The 21,869-nt window shown below is 40.1% G+C and carries 14 protein-coding genes, 2 pseudogenes and 1 riboswitch; all 16 genes and pseudogenes read left to right on the forward strand.

Going from position 1 to position 21,869, the window contains the following annotated elements:
• Position 1: 1 nt before the first annotated feature.
• The 16 genes and pseudogenes from G4407_RS01390 (at position 2) to G4407_RS01460 (ending at position 21,448) form a co-directional block, all read left to right on the forward strand.
• On the forward strand, positions 2 to 568 hold the full coding sequence (locus G4407_RS01390) for a TetR/AcrR family transcriptional regulator (protein ID WP_173687477.1): 567 nt from the start codon (positions 2 to 4) through the stop codon (positions 566 to 568).
• Positions 552 to 2,000 (forward strand): annotated as a pseudogene (locus G4407_RS01395) (glycoside-pentoside-hexuronide (GPH):cation symporter). Before G4407_RS01390 ends, G4407_RS01395 begins: the two are co-directional and overlap by 17 nt.
• A 209-nt stretch (positions 2,001 to 2,209) precedes the next feature.
• Positions 2,210 to 3,358: an ABC transporter ATP-binding protein gene (locus G4407_RS01400; protein WP_173687478.1), complete on the forward strand. Its 1,149-nt coding sequence runs from the start codon at positions 2,210 to 2,212 to the stop codon at positions 3,356 to 3,358.
• 2 nt (positions 3,359 to 3,360) lie between these two features.
• A complete protein-coding gene (locus G4407_RS01405; protein ID WP_173687479.1) occupies positions 3,361 to 4,218 on the forward strand; it encodes a carbohydrate ABC transporter permease in 858 nt (285 codons plus the stop codon).
• A 29-nt stretch (positions 4,219 to 4,247) separates the two neighbouring features.
• Positions 4,248 to 5,135: a carbohydrate ABC transporter permease gene (locus G4407_RS01410; RefSeq protein WP_420314994.1), complete on the forward strand. Its 888-nt coding sequence runs from the start codon at positions 4,248 to 4,250 to the stop codon at positions 5,133 to 5,135.
• A 104-nt stretch (positions 5,136 to 5,239) separates the two neighbouring features.
• A complete protein-coding gene (locus tag G4407_RS01415) occupies positions 5,240 to 6,628 on the forward strand; it encodes an ABC transporter substrate-binding protein (protein ID WP_173687481.1) in 1,389 nt (462 codons plus the stop codon).
• Positions 6,629 to 6,650: 22 nt separating this feature from the next.
• The gene (locus G4407_RS01420; RefSeq protein WP_173687482.1) at positions 6,651 to 7,391 is read left to right on the forward strand and encodes a glycerophosphodiester phosphodiesterase; all 741 of its coding nucleotides are present in this window, start codon (positions 6,651 to 6,653) and stop codon (positions 7,389 to 7,391) included.
• A gap of 3 nt (positions 7,392 to 7,394) precedes the next feature.
• Entirely contained in the window at positions 7,395 to 8,198 is an 804-nt protein-coding gene (locus G4407_RS01425; RefSeq protein WP_173687483.1) for an HAD-IIA family hydrolase, read from the forward strand.
• 161 nt (positions 8,199 to 8,359) lie between these two features.
• Positions 8,360 to 9,880, forward strand: a complete 1,521-nt coding sequence (locus G4407_RS01430; protein WP_173687484.1) for a putative DNA modification/repair radical SAM protein — start codon at positions 8,360 to 8,362, stop codon at positions 9,878 to 9,880.
• A 16-nt stretch (positions 9,881 to 9,896) separates the two neighbouring features.
• Positions 9,897 to 10,661, forward strand: coding sequence for a TIGR03915 family putative DNA repair protein (locus G4407_RS01435; protein WP_173687485.1), 765 nt, complete (start codon positions 9,897 to 9,899; stop codon positions 10,659 to 10,661).
• Positions 10,662 to 11,025: 364 nt separating this feature from the next.
• Positions 11,026 to 11,116, forward strand: a riboswitch (cyclic di-GMP riboswitch).
• Positions 11,117 to 11,343: 227 nt separating this feature from the next.
• Positions 11,344 to 14,550, forward strand: a pseudogene (locus tag G4407_RS16980) (response regulator).
• Positions 14,551 to 14,608: 58 nt separating this feature from the next.
• Positions 14,609 to 16,453, forward strand: a complete 1,845-nt coding sequence (locus tag G4407_RS01445; RefSeq protein ID WP_173687486.1) for an ABC transporter substrate-binding protein — start codon at positions 14,609 to 14,611, stop codon at positions 16,451 to 16,453.
• A 146-nt stretch (positions 16,454 to 16,599) separates the two neighbouring features.
• The gene (locus G4407_RS01450; protein ID WP_243868736.1) at positions 16,600 to 18,744 is read left to right on the forward strand and encodes an ATP-binding protein; all 2,145 of its coding nucleotides are present in this window, start codon (positions 16,600 to 16,602) and stop codon (positions 18,742 to 18,744) included.
• A 23-nt stretch (positions 18,745 to 18,767) separates the two neighbouring features.
• Entirely contained in the window at positions 18,768 to 19,340 is a 573-nt protein-coding gene (locus tag G4407_RS01455) for a hypothetical protein (protein WP_173687461.1), read from the forward strand.
• A gap of 454 nt (positions 19,341 to 19,794) precedes the next feature.
• Positions 19,795 to 20,058 carry a PucR family transcriptional regulator ligand-binding domain-containing protein gene (locus tag G4407_RS16460; protein WP_243868737.1) on the forward strand — a complete coding sequence of 88 codons (264 nt, stop codon included), beginning with the start codon at positions 19,795 to 19,797 and terminating at the stop codon, positions 20,056 to 20,058.
• 16 nt (positions 20,059 to 20,074) lie between these two features.
• Entirely contained in the window at positions 20,075 to 21,448 is a 1,374-nt protein-coding gene (locus G4407_RS01460) for a PucR family transcriptional regulator (protein WP_243868738.1), read from the forward strand.
• Positions 21,449 to 21,869 lie beyond the last annotated feature (421 nt).

Here is a 21,869-nt window from a genome sequence, read left to right on the forward strand (position 1 = left end):
TGTGTCAGATAAAAATATAAAAGACAATATTCTCGAAGCAACCATCCAGGCATTTCAAAAAAAAGGATTAAAATTTACAATGGATGATATCACGTCACTTCTTGGAATCAGCAAAAAAACAATCTATACTGTTTTTCCTGACAAAAATTCATTGGTTCTGGAGATGGTTGATTATTGTTTTTACTCGATCAAAGAAAGTGAACAAAAAGTTCTTCAAGATCTGAGTCTGGATACCGTCGGTAAAATCAGAGCAATTCTTGGTGTGTTGCCGGAAGGGTATCGGGAGCTTGATCTCAGACAGCTTTATCAGCTAAAGGAGAGGTATCCCGAAGTTTACGAAAAAGTAAAATCCCGTCTGGAAACCGGGTGGGAGAGTACGATTTCATTACTGGAACAGGGCATCACAGAAGGAAAAATTCGAAATATCCAGATTCCAATTTTAAAAACCATGATGGAAGCCACATTAGAACAGTTTTTTCAGAGAGACGTGCTGGTCCAGAATGGAATTTCTTATCATGAGGCATTAGATGAAGTCGTATCCATTCTGATCGATGGCATTACAATCTGACAAGGGGGGAAATTTTATTATGGGAGAAGTACAGAAACTAAAAGGAAAAGAAAAGTTTGCCTACGGAATCGGCGCTGTAGGGAAAGATATGGTTTATATGCTGTCAGCATCTTATGTTCTTTATTATTATCAGGACATCATGGGCGTCAGTGCTGTGGCAATGGGTGTGATCCTGTTTATCGCCCGTATCTTTGATGCTTTTAACGATCCAATCATGGGAATTATCGTAGCAAAGACGAAAACCAAATGGGGCAAATTCCGTCCGTGGCTCTTTATCGGGACTCTGACAAATGCAATCGTGCTGTACCTGATGTTCGCCGCACCACCAGCTCTTTCCGGCAGTGGACTGGTTGCCTATGCGGCTGTTACCTACATACTCTGGGGCGTAACTTATACGATGATGGACATTCCATATTGGTCCATGATTCCGGCTTTTACCGAAAGTGGAAAAGAACGAGAAAATCTTTCGGCATTGGCACGTTCCTGTGCCGGCGTTGGTTCTGCCATCATCACGATCATCACCGTACTTTCCGTATCCACGCTTAGCAAGCTGGCAGGAGGGAAAAGTGCATCGGAAATTGAACGGTTGGGATACCGCTATTTTGCACTGGTTATTGCAGTCCTGTTTTTCATTTTTATTACGAATACCTGTCTTTCTATTAAATAGAAATCCTCTGTAAATATGGAAACAGCAACCGTTAAAGAGATGTTCCGGGCACTGCTTTGTAACGACCAGGCACTTACTATGGTGGCTGCGATCGTTATGATCAATACTGCTTTATACATTACGTCCAACCTGGTAATTTATTTCTTCAAATATGATTTCAGTCCGGAAGCATGGCAGAGCAATTATACACTTTTCAATACCTTTGGCGGTGCGTTCCAGATTCTTGCAATGATGCTCCTGTTTCCGCTGCTCCGGAAATTTATGAATACAATGAAGATCTTTTACGTCAGCTTTTCCATGGCATTTGCAGGATATATGATCCTGCTTGTAATCGCATTTTCCGGCAGTACCAATGTCTATCTGCTTCTGGTTCCGGCATTTCTTATTATGTCGGCGATTGGTATGCTGAATGTGATTGTAACGATTTTCCTTGCAAATACGGTAGATTATGGAGAGCTGAAAAATAACCGGCGTGACGAATCCGTAATCTTTTCCATGCAGACCTTTGTGGTAAAGCTGGCTTCTGGCGTTGCAGCACTTGCGGCTTCGATCGTCATCCAGATCTTCCAGATTAAAAAGGATGAAACAGCAGAAGTACTGACAGCAATTGCACCGGCTTCCAGGATGGGACTTCGGATGTGTATGACGATCCTTCCAATCGCTGTACTTTTGATCGGACTGGCTGTGTTCCGGAAACATTACATATTAACAGACGAAAAGACGGAAGAAATATCCAGAACACTGGAAGAACGGAAGAGAGTATAACACATATACATAAAAATTTTATAACGAAATTTTAGTGGGACAGTTTGCGGACTGCCTCATTTTTTTACATTTGAGTAAAAAAATATACGTTCATTTAACATTTCTTTATCCAAAATATGATAGCGCTTTCAGAAACAGAAATGTTACGATACTACACGGACATGAGAGTCAGAACAAAGCCATATCGCTGGCTATGAAGGAGGAAAAAAATGGCAGAAATTGCGTTAAGAAATGTCTGTAAGCAATTTGATTCCGAACATTATGGTGTGAAAGATTTTACTCTGGACATTCATGATAAAGAATTTGTGATTTTCGTAGGTCCTTCCGGCTGCGGAAAATCTACAACACTGAGATTGATTGCAGGACTGGAAGATATTACAGATGGAGAACTCTGGATCGACGGAGAGCTCTGCAACTATCTGGAACCAAAAGAAAGAGAGATGTCGATGGTTTTTCAGAATTATGCTTTATATCCAAACATGACCGTTTATGGAAATATTGCTTACTCACTGAAAATCCGTAAGGTTCCGAAAAAAGAAATTGATCAAAGAGTCAGAGAAGTGGCAAGAATCCTTGAGATTGAATCACTGCTTGACAGAAAACCGGCAGCATTATCCGGTGGACAAAAACAGCGTGTTGCAATCGGTGCAGCAATCATCAGACAGCCAAAAGCATTCCTTATGGATGAGCCACTTTCCAACCTGGATGCAAAACTGCGTGCGCAGATGCGTGTTGAATTACAGAAGTTACATAAACAGTTAAATACCACGATCATTTATGTCACACACGATCAGACAGAAGCGATGACGCTTGGAACAAAAATCGTTGTCATGAAAGACGGTCTGATCCAGCAGGTAGACACCCCGCAGAATATTTACGATCATCCGGTCAATAAATTTGTAGCAGGCTTTGTGGGCGCGCCATCGATGAATTTTATCGAATGCGAGGTTGAGAAAGAATTCAATAAAACTGCATTGATCTTTGCAACAACAGGGCCGATCAAAAAAGTGTATCTGACCGGGCAAACTGCAGAGATTCTTCAGCGAGATTATATTGGAAAGCGTGTGATCATCGGAATCCGGCCGGAAGATATCTACGAATATGAGGAAGCAAAAGCCGGTGGATTTGCAGAAAACAGCTTTGGAATCAAAGAAACTGTTGTTACCAGGGAAATGCTTGGTGCGGAAGTAATCCTGTATTTTGATGAACAGCACCGGACACATGCGGTAAGGCTGGAACCTTCCAACCAGACGAAAGTAGGAGAAACAGTGGATCTGTATTTTGATCCAGGTCGAATTCACGTATTTGATATAGAGACAGAGGAAAATATTCTTCATCTGTATGGGAAAGGATATTAAACATGAAAAAAGAAATAAAAATTACACCGTACCTTTATCTGATACCAAGCTTTCTGATCTTTGCGGTATTTTTGTTCTATCCATTCGTAAAAACAGTCTATCTGAGCCTTTTTATGACGAACAAAATGGGACAGGCAAAAATCTTCGTAGGACTTCAGAATTATATGGATCTGCTCAGCTCAGAATCCTTCCGGAACAGTTTGAAAGTGACACTGATCTTTGTGGTCATCGTAGTATTTGGCGGAATGCTTCTTGGACTTATCGCAGCAGTTCTCTGTAACAAGGCGTTCCCGGGAATCCGCGTATTCAGCACCGCATATGCACTTCCGATGGCGATCGCATCCAGCTCGGCAGCTATGATCTTCCAGATTATGCTTCATCCGGCAGTCGGAATTGTCAACAAACTTTTGGGACTGGATATCAACTGGCTGAATGACCCACATACAGCCCTGTACTGTGTGGCAATCCTTACCGCCTGGCTGAACAGCGGAATCAATTTCCTGTATTTTTCCGCAGGACTTGGAAATATTGATGAGACGATCTACGAGAGAGCATCCGTAGATGGGGCAAACGGTGTACAGCAGTTTTTCAGTCTGACACTTCCGGGACTGTCACCGATCATGTTCTATACCGTTGTTGTAAACATCATCCAGGCATTCCAGTCCTTTGGACAGATCAAGATCCTGACAGAAGGCGGACCGAATGAATCCACAAACGTAATCGTGTATTCGATTTACAGAGATGCATTCTTCAATTATCGTTTCGGAAGCGCATCTGCACAGTCTGTGATCCTGTTTATTATTATCATGCTTGTAACATTGGTGATGTTCCGCATTGAGAAGAAGGGAGTTAATTACTAATGAGTCAGTTAAACAGTATGGCAATTCCAATGGAAGGAAAATATTCAAAAAGAGAACTTCTGGAATTGAAAAATAAAATGAATGCCAAAGCACTGGCAAAAAGAAGAAGTAAGACAGCACTGCGGCTTACGGCAAATATTGTGTTTGCCCTCATTGTACTTCTTCCACTTTTGTACGCGATCAGCATTGCGCTGATGCCGTCAAATGAATTATTTACAACGGATCTGAACCTTTTTCCAAAGCATCCGACACTGCAGAATTTTAAAGATGCATTTACAAACGTTCCGCTGCTTCGTTTTATTTTGAATTCTTTCATTATGGCAGGCTGCATTACCATCGGACAGATCATTTCCTGTTCCCTTGCCGCATTTGCATTTTCATTCCTTGAATTTAAGGGAAAAGGAATCCTCTTTGCAGTTGTTATGGCAACTATGATGGTTCCGGGCGAAGCAACGATCATTTCCAACTATCTGACCGTCGGAAGCTGGGGAATCCTTGATACCTATGCGGTACTGATCATTCCGTATCTGACATCAGCGATGGGAATCTTTTTATTCCGCCAGTTCTATATGACATTCCCAATGTCACTGTATGAATCGGCAAAGCTGGACGGATGCAGTAATTTGAAATTTATTGTTAAAATTCTGATTCCACTGACCAAATCAGCAATCGGAGCTATGGCAGTTTATACCTTTATCAATGCATGGAATATGTATATGTGGCCGCTTCTTGTAACCGGCTCCAACAATATGAGAACCGTACAGATTGGTATCAGTATGCTTGACAGCGTGGATTCACAGTCCATTACCTTAATGATCGCAGGGGTAGTTATGATCATCATCCCATCCATCTCGATTTTCATTATCGGACAGAAACAGCTGATCAGAGGAATGTTCTCAGGTGCTGTAAAAGGTTAATTATTATGCTGGAAACGGGAAAATATCCATTCCCGATCCTATATATGTGTAAATATTACACACAATTTCATCCAATTAGAAGAGATAACATCAGGAGGAAAATTATGAAGAAGAAAACAGTTTCATTATTACTTGTGGCAGCAATAACTGTCGGAATGCTTGCAGGATGCGGAGGTGGAAAATCTTCCATCAGCCAGGACGGTTCATCCGATACAGCAGACAGCAGTGAAAAAGTAGAAATGGCAGATGCAAAAGATGTAGACGGAACGACAATTACATTCTGGCATTCTATGGGTGGTGTAAATGGTCAGGCGATCGACACACTTGTCAAAAAATTCAATGATGAAAATGAATATGGAATTACGGTAGAAGCACAGTATCAGGGAGAATATGATGATTCCCTGAACAAATTAAAGAGTGCACAGATTGGAAATATGGGTGCAGATCTGGTACAGGTCTATGAAATCGGTACCCGTTTTATGATTGAGTCCGGTTGGACTGTTCCGATGCAGGAAATGATCGATGCAGATAATTATGATGTATCTGAGATTGAACCGAACCTTGCTGCATATTATACTATTGATAATCAATTATATTCGATGCCTTTTAACTCATCTACACCAATTATGTATTATAATAAAGATATGTTCGACAAAGCCGGTATTACCGAAATTCCGGACAGCCTGGAAGCAATCGATGAGATTGGTGATCAGTTGATGACAAAAGGCGGCGCCGGTGAAGTGATGTCACTTGGTATCTACGGATGGTTCTTCGAGCAGCTTATCGGAAAACAGGGACTGGATTATGCCAATAATGGAAATGGCCGTGAAAAGGCTGCAACAGCAGTTGACTTTGATAAAAACGGTGCAGCAAAGAACATTCTGACTGCATGGCAGAAACTCAACAAAGACGGATATGCACCGATCGTTGGTAAAGGCGGTGATGCAGGACTGGCAGATTTCTCAGCTGGTAAATCTGCGATCACACTGGGATCTACTGCTTCCTTAAAACAGATCCTGCAGGATGTAAACGGAAAATTTGAAGTGGGAACTGCATATTTCCCGAAGGTATCTTCAAGTGATGAAGGCGGAGTATCCATCGGTGGAGCTTCTCTGTGGGCACTGAACAATAAAGATCCAAAGAAACTCCGTGCCACATGGGAATTCGTAAAATTCCTGATCTCCCCGGAATCACAGGCATACTGGAATGCACAGACAGGATATTTCCCGGTTACCACAAAAGCACACGACGAACAGACATTCAAAGATAATATCGCGCAGTATCCTCAGTTCCAGACAGCAATCGATCAGCTTCATGATTCTTCCCCGGAATATTGCGGTGCACTCTTAAGTGTATTCCCGGAAGCAAGAGCAACCGTTGAGTCTGAAATCGAAAGTATGCTGAATGGAAAAGAAGATGTCGACACAGCAGTACAGAAAATGTCAGATTCGATCAACAAGGCGATCACTGACTATAATACTGTAAATAATTAAAAAAGAATCGAGGCAGTAAACATTGAGCAAAACAAAGATATTTGCACACAGAGGCGCAAGCGGATATGCACCGGAAAATACACTGGAAGCATTTGCGCTGGCAATCACACAGGGAGCTGATGGAATCGAGCTGGATGTCCAGCTCACAAAGGATGGAATCCCGGTTGTGATCCACGATGAAACGATCGACAGAGTTACAGAAAAAACAGGATGGGTCAAAGATTATACCTTAAACGAATTAAAAGAACTTACGGTATTGAAAAACAAATTTCCGGAGTATTCCTCATCAAAAATCCCAACCCTGGAAGAAGTACTGGATGCAGTAAAAACATCCGGTATCCAGGTCAATATTGAACTAAAAACAGGGATTTACTGGTATCCAGAAATCGAACAGAAGGTTGCAGATCTTGTCAAAGCATCTGGAATGGAAGACAAGGTGATTTATTCTTCCTTTAATCACTACAGCATCCAGCAGATCAAAAAAATCGTTCCAGACGCAGAAACCGCATATTTATACAGTGATGTAATCTTAAATGTGGAAGACTATGCGGAAAATACAGGTGTAGACGGACTGCATCCTGCGGTATATCACGTGAAAATGGCTGATTTCTTAAAAGAATATCTGGACAGTGGTTTAAATGTCCGCGTCTGGACGGTCAATGAAAAAGAGGATATGGAATGGCTGATCCGCGCAGGTGTAACTGCAATTATCACCAATTATCCGGACAAAGCCGTGCAGATCAAAGGAAAAGTGGAAGCGTAGGCTATGCTGGAAAATAAAAAACTTTTTCTGCTGGATATAGACGGTACCATCTGCAAAGGGAACCAGCTGATCGAGGGAGCAGCCGCATTTTTGAAAGATATCAAAACGAATGGCGGACAGTTTGTATTTATCACAAATAATGCGACCAAGAGTATTGATGATTATATCAAATCTTTTCAGATTTTGGGAATTCATACGGATTATACGAATTTTCTGACAGCATCTTATGCAACTGTTGATTACCTGAAGAAACATCATGCAGGGGATCTGATCTATGTACTTGGAACCCGCTCTTTCATCCGGGAGCTGAAAAAGAATCAGATCCGTGTGACAACGGATTGTGAAGATGAAGGAATTGCCTGTGTTGTGGTTTCTTATGATAATCAGCTGACCTATGAAAAACTGTCTGATACGTGTAAGCTGCTGAGTACACAGAAAGTCGATTATCTTGCAACCAATCCGGACTATGTATGTCCGATTGAATTCGGATTCGTACCGGACTGCGGATCCATCTGTGAAATGCTTGCACATGCAGTAAAGCGGATGCCATATTTTATTGGCAAACCAGAGCCTGCTATGGTGGAACTTGCATTGCAGCGGAACCATTATCAGAAAGAGGAAGCATTGATCGTCGGAGACCGCCTGTATACCGATATTTTGTGTGGGTATCATGCCGGGGTGGAGACGGTGCTGGTATTATCCGGTGAGGCAACTGAAGAAGAAGCAAAAGCATACGAACATCAGCCGGATTACGTGATGTCATCGGTTGCGAAGCTGCATGAAGAATGGATAAAAAGTATTTCTTAACATAAACAGGGTATGTATGGTAATAAAACGGTACATACCCTGTTTGTGCGTCAGAAGCGTATGCATCCGTGGTAAATTGCAAAAATAAATGAAAAGATGGTGTGAGTGTCAAAAGTAAAAAAAGCCTTGCATCGGCGAACGTATGTTTGTATAATGAGAATATGAATACAGAACTGACAAACGATAATTATACAACACAGGAAAAACTACAGATTCTTGCCGATGCAGCCAAGTATGATGTCGCATGTACGTCAAGCGGATCCAGTCGCCGGGGACGGAAAGGAGAACTCGGCAGTACCGTTTCGTGCGGAATTTGTCACAGCTTTGCTGCAGACGGCAGATGCATCTCTCTGCTCAAGATTCTGATGACCAACCATTGCGTCTACGATTGTAAATATTGTATCAACCGGGTGAGTAATGATGTAAAAAGGGCAACCTTTACGCCTGAGGAGATCTGCAATCTTACTGTAGAGTTTTATAAACGTAATTATATCGAGGGACTTTTTCTAAGTTCCGGTGTTTTGAAAAATCCAACCTATACCATGGAAAAGATGTGCGAGACACTGTTACTTCTCCGCACAAAATACCATTTTAACGGATACATTCATGTGAAGACAATTCCGGGAGCTTCGGATGAATTACTTGCAGCTGCCGGTTATCTTGCAGACCGTGTCAGCGTGAATCTGGAACTGCCAACTTCTGAGAGCCTTCGTAAGCTGGCACCGAACAAAACTATGCAGACCATCCTGAATCCGATGGGGAAGGTGCAGAATACTATCGCTGCACACCGAATGGCAATCGGAAAATCTGCGTATATGGAAAGAAGCCGCGGAAATCAGTTCTTGCAAGCCGGGATTTTTTCGGACACTTCCAAGCAGCAGTTTCAAAAGAAACTGGAGAGCAGAGCAGCGCTACAAAAAGGAACCGATGTATCCAAGACTTCTGCACGGTCAAATCCTGCGGTATTGGATTCTTCATTCACCTGGAATCAGGCATATCAGCTGGCGCCACATGACATGTCCAGATTAAAACGAAGTTTTGCACCGGCAGGGCAGAGTACGCAGATGATCATTGGAGCAACAGGTGAAAGTGATTATACTTTATTGCAGACCACACAGCAGCTTTATCAGGGATTTGATCTGAAACGTGTTTTTTATTCCGCATATATCCCGTTAAATGAAGATTCTGTTCTGCCTGCGATCGGGACTCCGCCACCGCTTTTGCGGGAACACAGACTGTATCAGGCGGACTGGCTGCTCCGCTTTTACGGATTTCAGGCAGATGAACTTTTAACGTTAGAGAAACCAAATTTTAATGAGCTTCTGGATCCGAAGTGCGACTGGGCATTACGCCATCTGGAATTATTTCCGGTTGAAGCGGAAACTGCAAGCTATGCAGAACTTCTCCGTGTACCTGGAATCGGGCCGAAATCAGCCAGCCGTATTGTAAATGCAAGAAGATATGGAAGACTGGATTTTACAAATCTGAAGAAAATGGGTGTTGTTCTGAAAAGAGCGCATTATTTCATCACCTGTGGCGGAAAGCAGATGTATCACACGCCGGTTGAAGAGACTTATATCACAAGACAGCTGGTCAGCGTAGATCGGAAGGAATCATGGGAAATGGCTCATGCAAATGAAGGTTTTTCACAGATGACACTTGCGGATTTTGGAATTGGATAGAGAAAGCAGGTAATTTATGAAAATATATACTTGTAAGGATAAGTTAGAAGACATCATGACCTGTATCTATGATGCATGGGCAGATGCTTTACGAATCGGTCATGATCAGATAAGGCTGAAAAAAGAACCGATTTTCCAACCGACACTGCTGGATGAATATATCCATGTAGACGGCGACTGTTCCAAGGCAGAAAAAGTCACCCGGTCTATTCGCAGAGATATTTCTTCCAGAGCCTATCTGTATGTGTATTACGCATCCCTATCTGCAGAAGAGGATGCATTGCAGGCAATCTATAATTTTCTCAGAGTTGGATTTGCAATGGGAGCAGATGTACTTGAAAACTATACGAATCCACATGTGATGCGGATTATGGAGCTGTACCGTAATATTGGAAATGAAAGCCATCACTTCCGTGAGTTTGCCCGGTTCCAAAGTCTGGATGGACGTGTGTATGTCAGCCATCTGGAACCCAAAAGTGATGTGATCATGCTGGTTGGAAGACATTTCGCAGACCGTATGCCATCAGAGCATTGGATGATCGTTGACGATAACAGGAAGATGGCCTGTGTCCATCCAAAAGACGGAGAAAATTATCTTCGGTATCTGACGGATGAAGAGTTTGATGCACTTCGTAAAACAGAAGCGTATGAAGATGAATATACCGGGATGTGGAAGACATTTTTCCATACGATCGGAATCAAAGAACGGGAGAACTATGTCTGCCAGAGGAAGCTTTTTCCGATCTGGAAGAGGAAGCATGCTGTGGAATTTAAAGAATAATCGCAGGAATTAAAAAGACAGCAAAGTGTCATTGGTACTGGCTTTGATGGTTTTCTTTTCATCACAGATAGTTACCGTAATTTCAACAGTTTCCGAGACCGGAATGTCTGCAGGATAATAATTCAGAGAATCTGACAGAAAAACAGAAAGAAGTTCTAGGGATATGGAACAATCTGAGTACAAATGAGCAGGAAACATTGATGTCAATGCTACGTGGACTTCGGAAGTAGGAGAACAGTTCGAGTATATTATCGGCTGTTCTTTTTTTGTTTTTGAACGTAAAAACGGTAATGTTTTTCTTGTGTACAGCAGAGCACTATAGTATAATAAATCCGGTTTTATTGCATAAGTTTAAAGGCTATAATAAGGAAAACGGCAAACCAGATGAAAGTCTGGGACGCAAAGCCAGAAGAGGCTAAAGTCAGAAAGTTTGACCAGGTCAGCCGGTTGCAACTGTTTCTATATCATATATGGAAAAGATGTGAAAGTGGAAGAGATCTCGATACCTTTTATACTATATCGATGAGTGATTCTAAAGAAATATAGTATGGATACGGGCATATTTGGGCAAGTATCCTTTTTATATGCCAAAATGGGTACGAAAACTGGCAGGGACAGGTTCTCTGTATACAGATAAAAGCAGGATGAAGAAGGCACAAGACGAAGCGAGGATTTTTATAAAATGGAAAATTATGAAGAAAAAATATATTCATTAGGTGAGACTGTAACGGGGCAGACACAGGTCATGTCACAGGTCGTACAGAAAACACTGGAAAATAATGGCGGGGTAGGTATAATGACAGGATCTTATGACCAAAACCTGTCTATTTTGTCTGTGAATAATCTGCTGTTGCATAGTACAGGATATACATTCGATACTTCCATGGAACAGACAAAAGGATCATTGAAAAACTTCTTTTATAATGAGAAAGATATAATGAATCGAGATCGTTTTTCGCAGCTTCACGGAGCAGGGGAAGCACAGATCCTTACTGCAGACGGTACAGTGAATAATGTACGGCTTTATAAAGAGGATGCGACAGATGAAGCGGGCAGACAGATCTGGGTTATGTCCGTACAGGTCAACTGGGATCATGTAAATTTGACACTGCTCAATGAGGCTATCTATTCCGGCTTCTGGTATTTTGACTGTGACGAAAACAGTGAGATTGTGAATGCAAACTGGAGTCATGAATTCCGAAAAATGCTTGGCTATCATGACACTCTGGACTTTCCGAATAAACTGGAATCCTGGTCAGATCTTCTGCATCCACAGGATAAAGAAAGAGTAATGGTGCAGCTTCAGGCGGCAATTAAAGATAAGACGAATCAGATAAAATACCAGGTAGAGTATCGTATGAGAATGAAGGATAATCAATACCAGTGGTTTCGGGCATCGGCAGAAGTAATACGCCGTCTGGATGGTTCTGCCAGCAGGATTGCCGGGATTTTTATTAACATTGATGCGGAGAAAAAAGAAATCATGCAGGCACAAAAATCTGCTGCTTTCCACCGGGCTTTTACGAAAGCAGATTTGTGCGAGTATTATGTGAATCTGGAAGCGAATACTTTTGATACCTTTAAGGTTGAACCGTCCCTGATGACCGTCTTTGAACAGAGTCATACGTGGGATGAATTGATTCGGCATTTTGTGGATTCCTATGTTGTGGAGACAGATAAGAAGGCGGTATCCTCTTTTTACGACCGTGGTTATATTGCAGAAAGGCTGAAGGGTCTGGAAACCGAATTAGCTTTAGAGTGCCGTATCACTCTGAATGGAGAAGAACGATGGGTCCGTAATGTGGTCATACGTGGCGAAATAGAGGATTCAGAATATGCCATGATTTTCTTGCGTGATATCACAGAGACAAAGGTAGAGAGCGCACGGCATCTGCAGATGGCAGCGGATAATGCTTCCATGGAGCAGCTGATTCAGAGTATTGTGCGTCTGGTTGACCGCTTTGTTGTCTGTGATCTCGAAAATGACAGATATGAATTCTACAATCTGAATGGACAGATGATATATAAACCTTTTGGATTTTATCATGATTTTCAGATGCAGGTTCTTGAAAAATATAAGACACTGGAACCATTGGAAGCTATAGATATCCTGATAGCCCCGGATAATATTCGGAAAAAACTGAAAAGTGAAAATGATATTTATAAGTTTGAGTATTGCAGCCTGGATGAAAAGACTTATAAAATCGCTTCTTATATTCCCCTGGAATGGAAGAATGGAAAGCTGGAAAGGGTATTGCTGGCATCCATGGATGTGACACAGGAAAAGAAAGCAGAGATTGAATCCCGTCAGGCACTGAAATAAGCTTACCGGTCCGCAGAAAATGCAAATCGTGCGAAAACAGAATTCCTTTCCAATATGTCCCATGATATCCGGACACCAATGAATGCGATTGTGGGTCTGACGGCAATCGCAGGAGCAAATGTTGAGAGCAAGGACAGAGTCATTGAATGCCTCGGCAAGATCACAGAATCAAGCCGCCATCTGCTGGGGCTGATCAATGAAGTATTGGATATGGCACGTATTGAAAGTGGAAAAATGACACTGGCACAGGAGGATTTCAATCTGCCAGATCTGGTGGATAATCTTATAACACTCACAAAACCGGTGATTGATGAACATAAACACAATTTAGATATACACATTAATCACATTGAACATGAGAGTGTCTGTGGTGACAGCCTGAGAATCCAGCAGGTATTTGTGAATCTGATGAGTAATGCGATCAAGTATACACCGGATGGTGGGAATATTACTTTTTCCATAGAGGAAAAGCCAAATGGATTTTCGGAACTTGGATGCTATGAATTTACGATTGAGGATAATGGGATCGGTATGTCACCGGAATTCCAGAAAATCATGTTTGATCCTTTCAGCCGCGCAGATGACCATCGGACAACCAGAGTCCAGGGAACTGGTCTTGGAATGGCAATCAGCAGAAATATTGTGAACCTGATGAATGGTAATATTAAAGTGGAAAGCACCTTACATAAGGGAACTAAAATTACAGTAACAATTTATTTGGAGCTTCAGGAAAAAGAAAAAGAACAGGACAGAAATCTGATGAATCTGCCTGTTCTGGTTGTGGATGATGATAAGACATGCTGTGAAAGTACAGTTGCTACACTGAAAGAAATCGGTATTACAGGTGAATGGGTTCTCTCTGGCAGAGAAGCTGTTGAGCGCTGCTATGCACGTCATGAGCTAAAAAATGATTACTTTGCTGTCATCCTGGACTGGAAGATGCCGGACATGGATGGCATAGAAACAGCCAGACAGATCCGAAAACGGATAGGGAAAGAGATTACCATTATTGTACTGACATCTTATGAATTCAGTGAGATTGAAGAAGAAGCAAAGGCTGCAGGCGTAGATGCTTTTATTGCAAAACCGCTGTTCCGTTCCAGGCTGACGGCTACATTGCGGCAGTTTACTTCAGGCAGAAAAGAAAAAACAGCAAGAAATTATCTGGAGGAGCTGTCAGAAGCAGATTACACAGGAAAAAGGATTCTGCTGGTTGAGGATAATGAGCTGAACAGAGAAATTGGTGTTGAAATTCTGCAGATGACAGGGGCAGAAGTGGAAACAGCGGAAAATGGAAAAATTGCAGTTGAAAAAGTGGAAGCTTCTCCGAAAGGCTTGTATGACCTTATTTTTATGGATATCCAAATGCCTGTCATGAATGGCTATGAGGCAACCGCAGCAATCAGGAGTCTTCCTGGTGAACGGGGAAAGCTGCCGATTATTGCCATGACTGCCAATGCTTTTGCAGAAGACGTACAGCTGGCCAAAAATACAGGCATGAATGGACATCTTGCAAAACCTCTGGATATGAATAAGCTGAATGATGTCTTGGAAAGCTGGCTGTAATTGCTGCCCAATTATTGAATTAATGATTTTATCAGGAAAGAATGAGGAAAATACGAGTATGGAAAAGGCAAAACATTATCTGATAGCGTTATTGTTAGGGGTGCTTGTAGCAGCTACTGTTTTGTCTGGATGTGGACAATCTCAAAAAGCAATATCTAAAAATGATGAGCACCTTACCGTGTATCTGTGGGAAAATAGTTTGATAAAAAATATTGCTCCATATATTCAGGAGCAGTTTCCAGATCAGGATATTGAATTTATTATTGGTAACAATGATACCGATTTATATAGCTATTTTGAAGAGCATGGTGAACTGCCGGATATTATAACCGTGCGTCGATTCTCAGGAACAGATGCACAGGATCTGGAGCCATATCTTATGGATTTTGCTTCTTATGATGTTGTTTCCAGGTATTACTCCTATGCATTGCAATATTATAAAAATTCAAAAGATGAGATTCAGTGGCTTCCTATCTGCGGTATGCCGCAGACAATCATTGCCAATAAGACATTGTTTGAACAGTATGGAATCAAGATACCGGAAAATTATGAGGAGTATGCACAGGCATGCCAGCAATTTTATGATAATGGTATAAAACCTTATTCCCTGGATCTTGCAGAAGACTGGTCTGCTCATGAGGTGATTCAGACAGGTGCAATTGGTGAATTCATGAGTCTGGATGGAATCGAATGGAGAAGCTCAGCTGAAAGTGCATCAGAGGATATCGCGTTTGATGACGCATTATGGAAACGTATTTTTTCAGAAACCAATACATTTCTGAAGGACTCACATTTTACGAAAGATGATATCAGCGTCGATATTGATACTGCAACTCAGATGTTCCTTGAGGGGAAAGCAGCAATGTTTCATGGATATCCGGCACTTATGCAGGAAATTCAGGAACAGATGGATGCAGAATTAACCCGTATACCGTTTTTTTCACAGATTTCGGATGAATCTTTTATAAATATGACCCCTTCGCTAAATATTGCATTCAACAAAGAGCTGGAAAAAGATCAGGAAAAACTGGATCTGGCATTCGATGTCCTGGATTGCATGATTTCAAAAGAAGGACAAACGCTGATTGCAGATGGAGCCGGTTTGATCTCATTGAATACCGATGTTCCAACCATGATGGAAGATGTGTCTGGTCTGGAAGACGAAACGAAAAATAATTCTGTTTATATCCGATATTCTGCCAAAAAATCCTTCGCTGCCAGTCTGGAAGCTGTTCAAGGTCTGTTGTCAGGAGAAATGGATGAAACACAGGCATATGACGCTTTTCGTGGTATAATGAATGGTAATGATACAGAAGAAAAAACGATGGTGAATTTTGAGCAGGAGTATTCTATTTCCCTGAATGATAAAAATGGTCGCGATGCGGCATCGTCTATTTTAACTACAGTCAGAGAAGAACATAATGCGCAGCTGGCCCTGGCGCCATACTATTACTTCACTTCTTCTATTTATAAAGGAGAATGTACCGGCAGTCGAGTTGCGCTGATGACAGCGAAGAACTCAGATACATCATTATATCTTGGAAAGATCAACGGTAAACAGATCTGTGAACTGGTGGAAAATTATCTTGCTGATTCTAAAGATGGTTTTTCGGTAACCAATAAATATGAATTACCAATTGCCTCCGGTATGAAAATAATTGTCAAACATGAGGAAAACGGATTCTCTTTAAAGGATATAACAGTAAATGAAAGAGAATTGGACAAAGAAAAAGAGTATTCCATTCTTCTTACAGATGATACAATGTCTGTTTTGAAAGAAATATATCCGGAATGTGAGATAGAGCAACTGAAAGCTACTACATTATCAAGTGCATGGACTACATCTATGTCAAAAGGACAGCAGCCGTCAGCACCGGAAGACTATATAGAGGTTGAAAAGTAAAATTGCAGATGAAACAAACAGAAATTAAAAGAAAAAAAACAAGAGTATTGCTGCTTATAATGCTTGTCATTCTTTTAAGTTTAGTTTTTATAAAACTTCTTATGCACAAGATGAACAGGTATATCGATGAAAACGGAAAGAGGAGCATGGGAGCGGTGGTGGAACAGATTCAGCAAACCTATGATCTTCAGGTAAATGGATACTACAGCCAGTTGCATTTGGTGGAAGACTATTTGCTTCAAGAGAAGGAATTGTCTCTTGAAACAGATACGCACAAGAAAATTTTTGAAGCATGGGAAAAAGAATCTGAAAGCACACTCCTGTTTCTTCAGGAAAATGGTAAAGCAATCACTGTGGATGGAAAAAAAATACGGATTGACATTCCGAGTAAGCTTCTGTTGGATTTAAGAAACGGACATAATATTGCAAAACTGGTTGACTGGAATCATGAAGAAACACAAAGCGGCGGTTATCTGGCTGCAATTCCATGTCCGGAATATCGCATTGATGGAGAAACTTATACGGCAATCGGAACTGTATATGATCATGCAAAATTAGATTCTATGTTAAAACTGAAAGGATATAATGGGAATGCATACCTGTTTATGTTAGATAATGAAGGGAATATTACTTATACTAATCAGAGTGAAGATATATTTTTTCGAAATTATTCCTTGTTGAAGCATTTAAAGAAAGCACAGGCCATCACGGAAAACGAGGCTGCTTTTCTCCGAAAAAAGATAGAAGAAAAGGAAGCGGGAGTACTGCTTTTAGGAAAGGCTTCTCGCTACTATCTGGGATATGCCCCGATAGAAAGCAACAATACGACATTGATCTGCATTGTGCCCAAAGGCATAGTTGATAACGTACTAAGAGATTATCAGAAAACAATAGTGTTTGAAACAATATTCATGGCAGGTTTTATACTTTTGCTTTTTGCCGGATTATTCTACAGTATTTCCAGACGCAGTCTTGCTGAGCAAAAAGCTGAATACGAAAAAAGAAATAATGAGCTTCAGAAGCAGGCAATGAAGGAAATGGAGGAGTCCAATAAAAAACTGAAAAAGGCAAAGGACATTACAACGGAAGCCTTGCAGACAGCTGAAAATGCAAATAAGGCGAAAACAGATTTCCTGTCCAATATGTCACATGATATTCGTACACCAATGAATGCAATTATCGGCATGACATCATTGATCAGACATGATGCCGCTAATAAAGCGAAAGTAATAGAGTATGCAGATAAAATAGATATTTCATCACAGCATCTGTTAGGAATCATTAATGATGTTCTGGATATGAGCAAAATTGAGGCAGGAAAAACAGTTTTTAAGTATACCGATTTTTCCATCTTGGATTTTATTACAGAACTCAATACCATATTCCATTCACAGATAGACGAAAAAAATCAGACTCTTACAATCATAAAAGAAAACATCCGGCACGAGTGGGTGAACGGAGATCAGGTTCATCTGATGCAGATTTTCAGCAACTTGGTTTCTAATGCAGTGAAGTACACGCAGGAAGGTGGAAAAATTCAGTTTATGGTAGAAGAATGTGAGACAAAGTCATCTGTCTACGCAAAGTACCGTTTCTTAGTCAGCGATAATGGCATGGGAATGTCGGCAGATTTCAAAGATATAATTTTTGATGCTTTTACTCGCGCTGAAAGTTCTATGACGAATAAGATACAGGGAACTGGTCTTGGAATGGCTATTACAAGAAACTTGGTTGAAGCAATGGGAGGCACCATAGATGTGGAGAGTGAACTGGGACAGGGAAGCTGTTTTGAGGTTCTCATAGATCTGAGAATTGCAGAGGATAGATCTGTTTCCTCAACAGTACAGGAAGAAAAGAATGAACAGAATGATAATATCTTTCAAGGAATGAGATTCTTGTGTGCGGAGGATAATGAGCTGAATGCAGAAATCCTGACGGAACTGTTAAAGATTGAGGGTGCAGAATGTACCATCTGTGAAAATGGTGAAGAGATTTTGAAGACATTTGAAAAGTCTGCACCAGGGGATTATGACATAATCCTGATGGATGTGCAGATGCCTGTTATGAATGGTTATGAGGCAACGAAGGCAATCCGCAGAAGTTCTCATGAGCTGGCAAAGAAGATTCCGATTATTGCAATGACTGCCAATGCATTTTCAGAGGATATCCAGCATTCTCTGGCAGCCGGTATGAATGCCCATGTTTCAAAACCTGTAGAGATGAAGGTACTGGAAAAGACGATCAGAAACATAAAATCCGGTGGGGGTACCGAACCGAAGGTCATTGAATAGTAACAAATGGAAAGTAACCAGACATGGGAGCTTATGAAAAAAGTACCGATGTTAATCAAATAGCTGCAGTCTATAGGGAGAATCCTGAAAATGCCTATCGAGTATGCAGTATGGGGATTATCTATCGTGATCCGGAAGACAGTTACTACGATGACGCTGAATTTGCAATCGTAAAAGGAAATACCGTATTTGGAAATCTGATGGCTGATGTTCGGTTGGATCAATTACCAGAAAGCAAAGGAAGTGAAGAGTTCCAAAAGTATATGGAAGATCTGACGGATATGCAGAATCATGTGCTTCCATATCTGCAGAGCTTTTGCAACTTGGAAGAAAAAGGTGTGAAGGAGAGACGAGAACAGCAGATAGCAGAAAGAAATGAAGGAAGAGCAGATGAGCGAGTAACAAGTACCGAAGCGAATGCAGTGGTTAAGGATGCAGGAAAGACAGATAGAAAAATGGCACAGCAGAAGCAGACGGTAGATGGAAAAGATAAGAAATTATCCATTCATGAACGGCTTGAAATCAATAAGAAGATTATTCAAGAAAAACAGGGAAAAGATAAGCCGGAGAGAGGAGCTGATTTTGGTGTGAGATAATTGAAAAAGGAATGGAAGTTACTGTTTTGGTAGCTTTCATTCCTTTTTTGACGTGAGAGAAGAGTTATTTTTGATTAAATAGATTGTTACATTCGTCTATAGTAGTGTTAATGTTACAAGAATATACACATCGACTACAGAATCTGTTTTCCAAAAACGAATAGATAGGTTTATTGAACAAAAAAATATTAGGAGTACAACATAATATTAGTCATGTTGTAGACAAGGAAGATTCTGTGAGGTATACTTGACCTTAAGAAAAAGGCGTTGTGAAATAAGGCTATTTATCATCTGACATGAAGGTGATTTTTGTCTAATCAATTGCCGTTTTTGTGCAATTTATAATGAAACAGGTCATATTTAACTTATTAACAAACAAAACAAATGTGAAAAATCAGTTTACAACATAACAGATATTATGTTGTATTGATTTGGCAATGAATAAGGAGTAACGATGGCATATACTGTAAGAAAATTACTTGAATCAGAACAGTTTCCCAAAATGAAGCTGCTTTGCGGTGAAAAAGGTCTAGATTTGGAAGTGAAAGGCATTCGAATAATCGAAATTGAAGATATGGAGCGATACCTGACGGGTGGTGAAATACTCATAACCAGTTTTCAGGTATATTTATCATGTAATGATCGAGAAGTAGAGCAGCATTTTGAAGATTTAGTTAAAAGTGACATAAGTGGATTCATTGTAAAGAAAAGAATATGATCCTACAGGACGCAGATTGAGTTTATTAGAAAAACACTGCAAAAAATATGAAATTCCTCTGGTAGAAATTTCAGAAGATTTATATTACTGGGGAATTATCCGCTATGTTATAATGCAGGTATTCGATAAAGTTACTGCACGATTAAAGTATTTTAAAATTACACATGATAATTTTAATACGTTTATTTTAAATAATAATGGATCATGTAATACAGCAAGTGATATTATCAATTTTTTAAGTGTCATGATCGAGAATCCTGTTGTGTTGTATTATGGTAATCTTAATTGTATGGTTTCAACAAACTCGGACAACTCCAAGTTAATATTGTCAGATGAAATTCAGCCATATAAACCTAATATTATTACGAAATTTCAATATATGAAGCAGATGAAAGGAAGCTGTGTTCAATATGTAGTGAAATTTGCCATATTGAATGAGATGGAAATATATATAACAATAACAGAAGAAAATAGAGAACTGACAGAACTTGATTATATGGCAATCGAAAATGCGATTATTAACTTGCAGTATGGATTTTTGAGTGAATTTGCACAGGATGAAGTGAAAAAGAAGTATCAGAGAGATATTGTCCATAATATTCTGAATGGATTACTGAGTTCGAAAGAAATGACTGAAGCGGCATCACAGCTCGGAATGAAAGAAAGCGATACTTACAGGGTTGTTGATTTTCATACCATCAAAAAAAATGTACAAAGAAAATATACAAAAGAACAGCTTCAAGAAGTAGGTGTTATCGTGGGTGAATTGATGTATCTTTTGCCGGATGCGCTTATTTACAGAAATATGGATCAGATTGTTATGATTCAACAGGTAGATCCCAATCAAACAGAACTGGAGTATCAAAAAGAGATGGAAGAAGTAGAGGATGTTATCCAGCGAAGCATCCTTTATAGAAAGAAAGATACAGACTTTCAGATTGGTATAGGAAAAAGTGTGAAAGGGTATCAACGGCTGAAAGAATCTTATCGCGAAGCGAGTCGGGCTATCAAGTATATAGACATTATCCGCCTGGTGACCGGTGATAAGAATAAATCAGTAGTACATTATTCGAACCTCGGTTTTTTCCAGATATTCGGCGAAATTGATGATGTGACGGAGCTGGAAAGATACATTCCGGGAACATTAAAGAAATTATATTTATATGATGATGAACATAAGGGAGAATTGATTACAACCTTGCAGATGTATCTTAGAAATAAGCAAAGTATTAGGAAAACTGCAGACGAAATGTTTGTTCATTATAGAACAATATCTTACAGGCTTGAAAAAATAAAACAAATTTCCGGAATTAATTTTGACAATGCAAATGAAGTACTGGCAGTTAGTAATGGCCTGATTATTTATAAAATGTTAAAAGAAAGAGAATAGAAAAAGAAAGAGAAATCGTGTTGAGGCATGGTTTCTTTTTTTGAACGAAGTTCATAAAAAGGTATTATATGGAAGAGTATCGATACGATGGAACAGATTTTACAAAAAAATAAAAAAACTTTTCCTGTTTGGAACATTATAAAAAAAATTAAAATGGTATACAATATAGAAATATTGATGAGAAACATTCTCTGATTCAAATAGACAATGAGAAAAAATTATATTGAAAAGCCATCATCGCATTACTATATGTTGCGATATTATTATTTATAGAAATCTAGATCTTATATCTGATGATAGAGTAGAACGACCCCCATATCTTGATGAAATTGATGGAAATTTCTGAATAATCAATTTCATCGTCCGACAGGAACCCACCAATTTTTTAGGACGAACTAATACCTGAAATAGTTTAGTTAAG

Source organism: Allocoprococcus comes (genome assembly GCF_013300725.1).
Taxonomy (GTDB): Bacteria; Bacillota; Clostridia; order Lachnospirales; family Lachnospiraceae; genus Allocoprococcus; species Allocoprococcus comes_A.

Excerpts from the sequence above, each read along its gene's own strand:
- G4407_RS01400 (WP_173687478.1), top strand. The coding sequence starts at position 2,210 with ATGGCAGAAATTGCGTTAAGAAATGTCTGTAAGCAATTTGATTCCGAA.
- G4407_RS01405 (WP_173687479.1), top strand. The coding sequence starts at position 3,361 with ATGAAAAAAGAAATAAAAATTACACCGTACCTTTATCTGATACCAAGC.
- G4407_RS01410 (WP_420314994.1), top strand. The coding sequence starts at position 4,248 with ATGGAAGGAAAATATTCAAAAAGAGAACTTCTGGAATTGAAAAATAAA.
- G4407_RS01415 (WP_173687481.1), top strand. The coding sequence starts at position 5,240 with ATGAAGAAGAAAACAGTTTCATTATTACTTGTGGCAGCAATAACTGTC.
- G4407_RS01425 (WP_173687483.1), top strand. The coding sequence starts at position 7,395 with ATGCTGGAAAATAAAAAACTTTTTCTGCTGGATATAGACGGTACCATC.
- G4407_RS01430 (WP_173687484.1), top strand. The coding sequence starts at position 8,360 with ATGAATACAGAACTGACAAACGATAATTATACAACACAGGAAAAACTA.
- G4407_RS01435 (WP_173687485.1), top strand. The coding sequence starts at position 9,897 with ATGAAAATATATACTTGTAAGGATAAGTTAGAAGACATCATGACCTGT.
- G4407_RS01445 (WP_173687486.1), top strand. The coding sequence starts at position 14,609 with ATGGAAAAGGCAAAACATTATCTGATAGCGTTATTGTTAGGGGTGCTT.
- G4407_RS01450 (WP_243868736.1), top strand. The coding sequence starts at position 16,600 with ATGGGAGCGGTGGTGGAACAGATTCAGCAAACCTATGATCTTCAGGTA.
- G4407_RS01455 (WP_173687461.1), top strand. The coding sequence starts at position 18,768 with ATGGGAGCTTATGAAAAAAGTACCGATGTTAATCAAATAGCTGCAGTC.
- G4407_RS16460 (WP_243868737.1), top strand. The coding sequence starts at position 19,795 with ATGGCATATACTGTAAGAAAATTACTTGAATCAGAACAGTTTCCCAAA.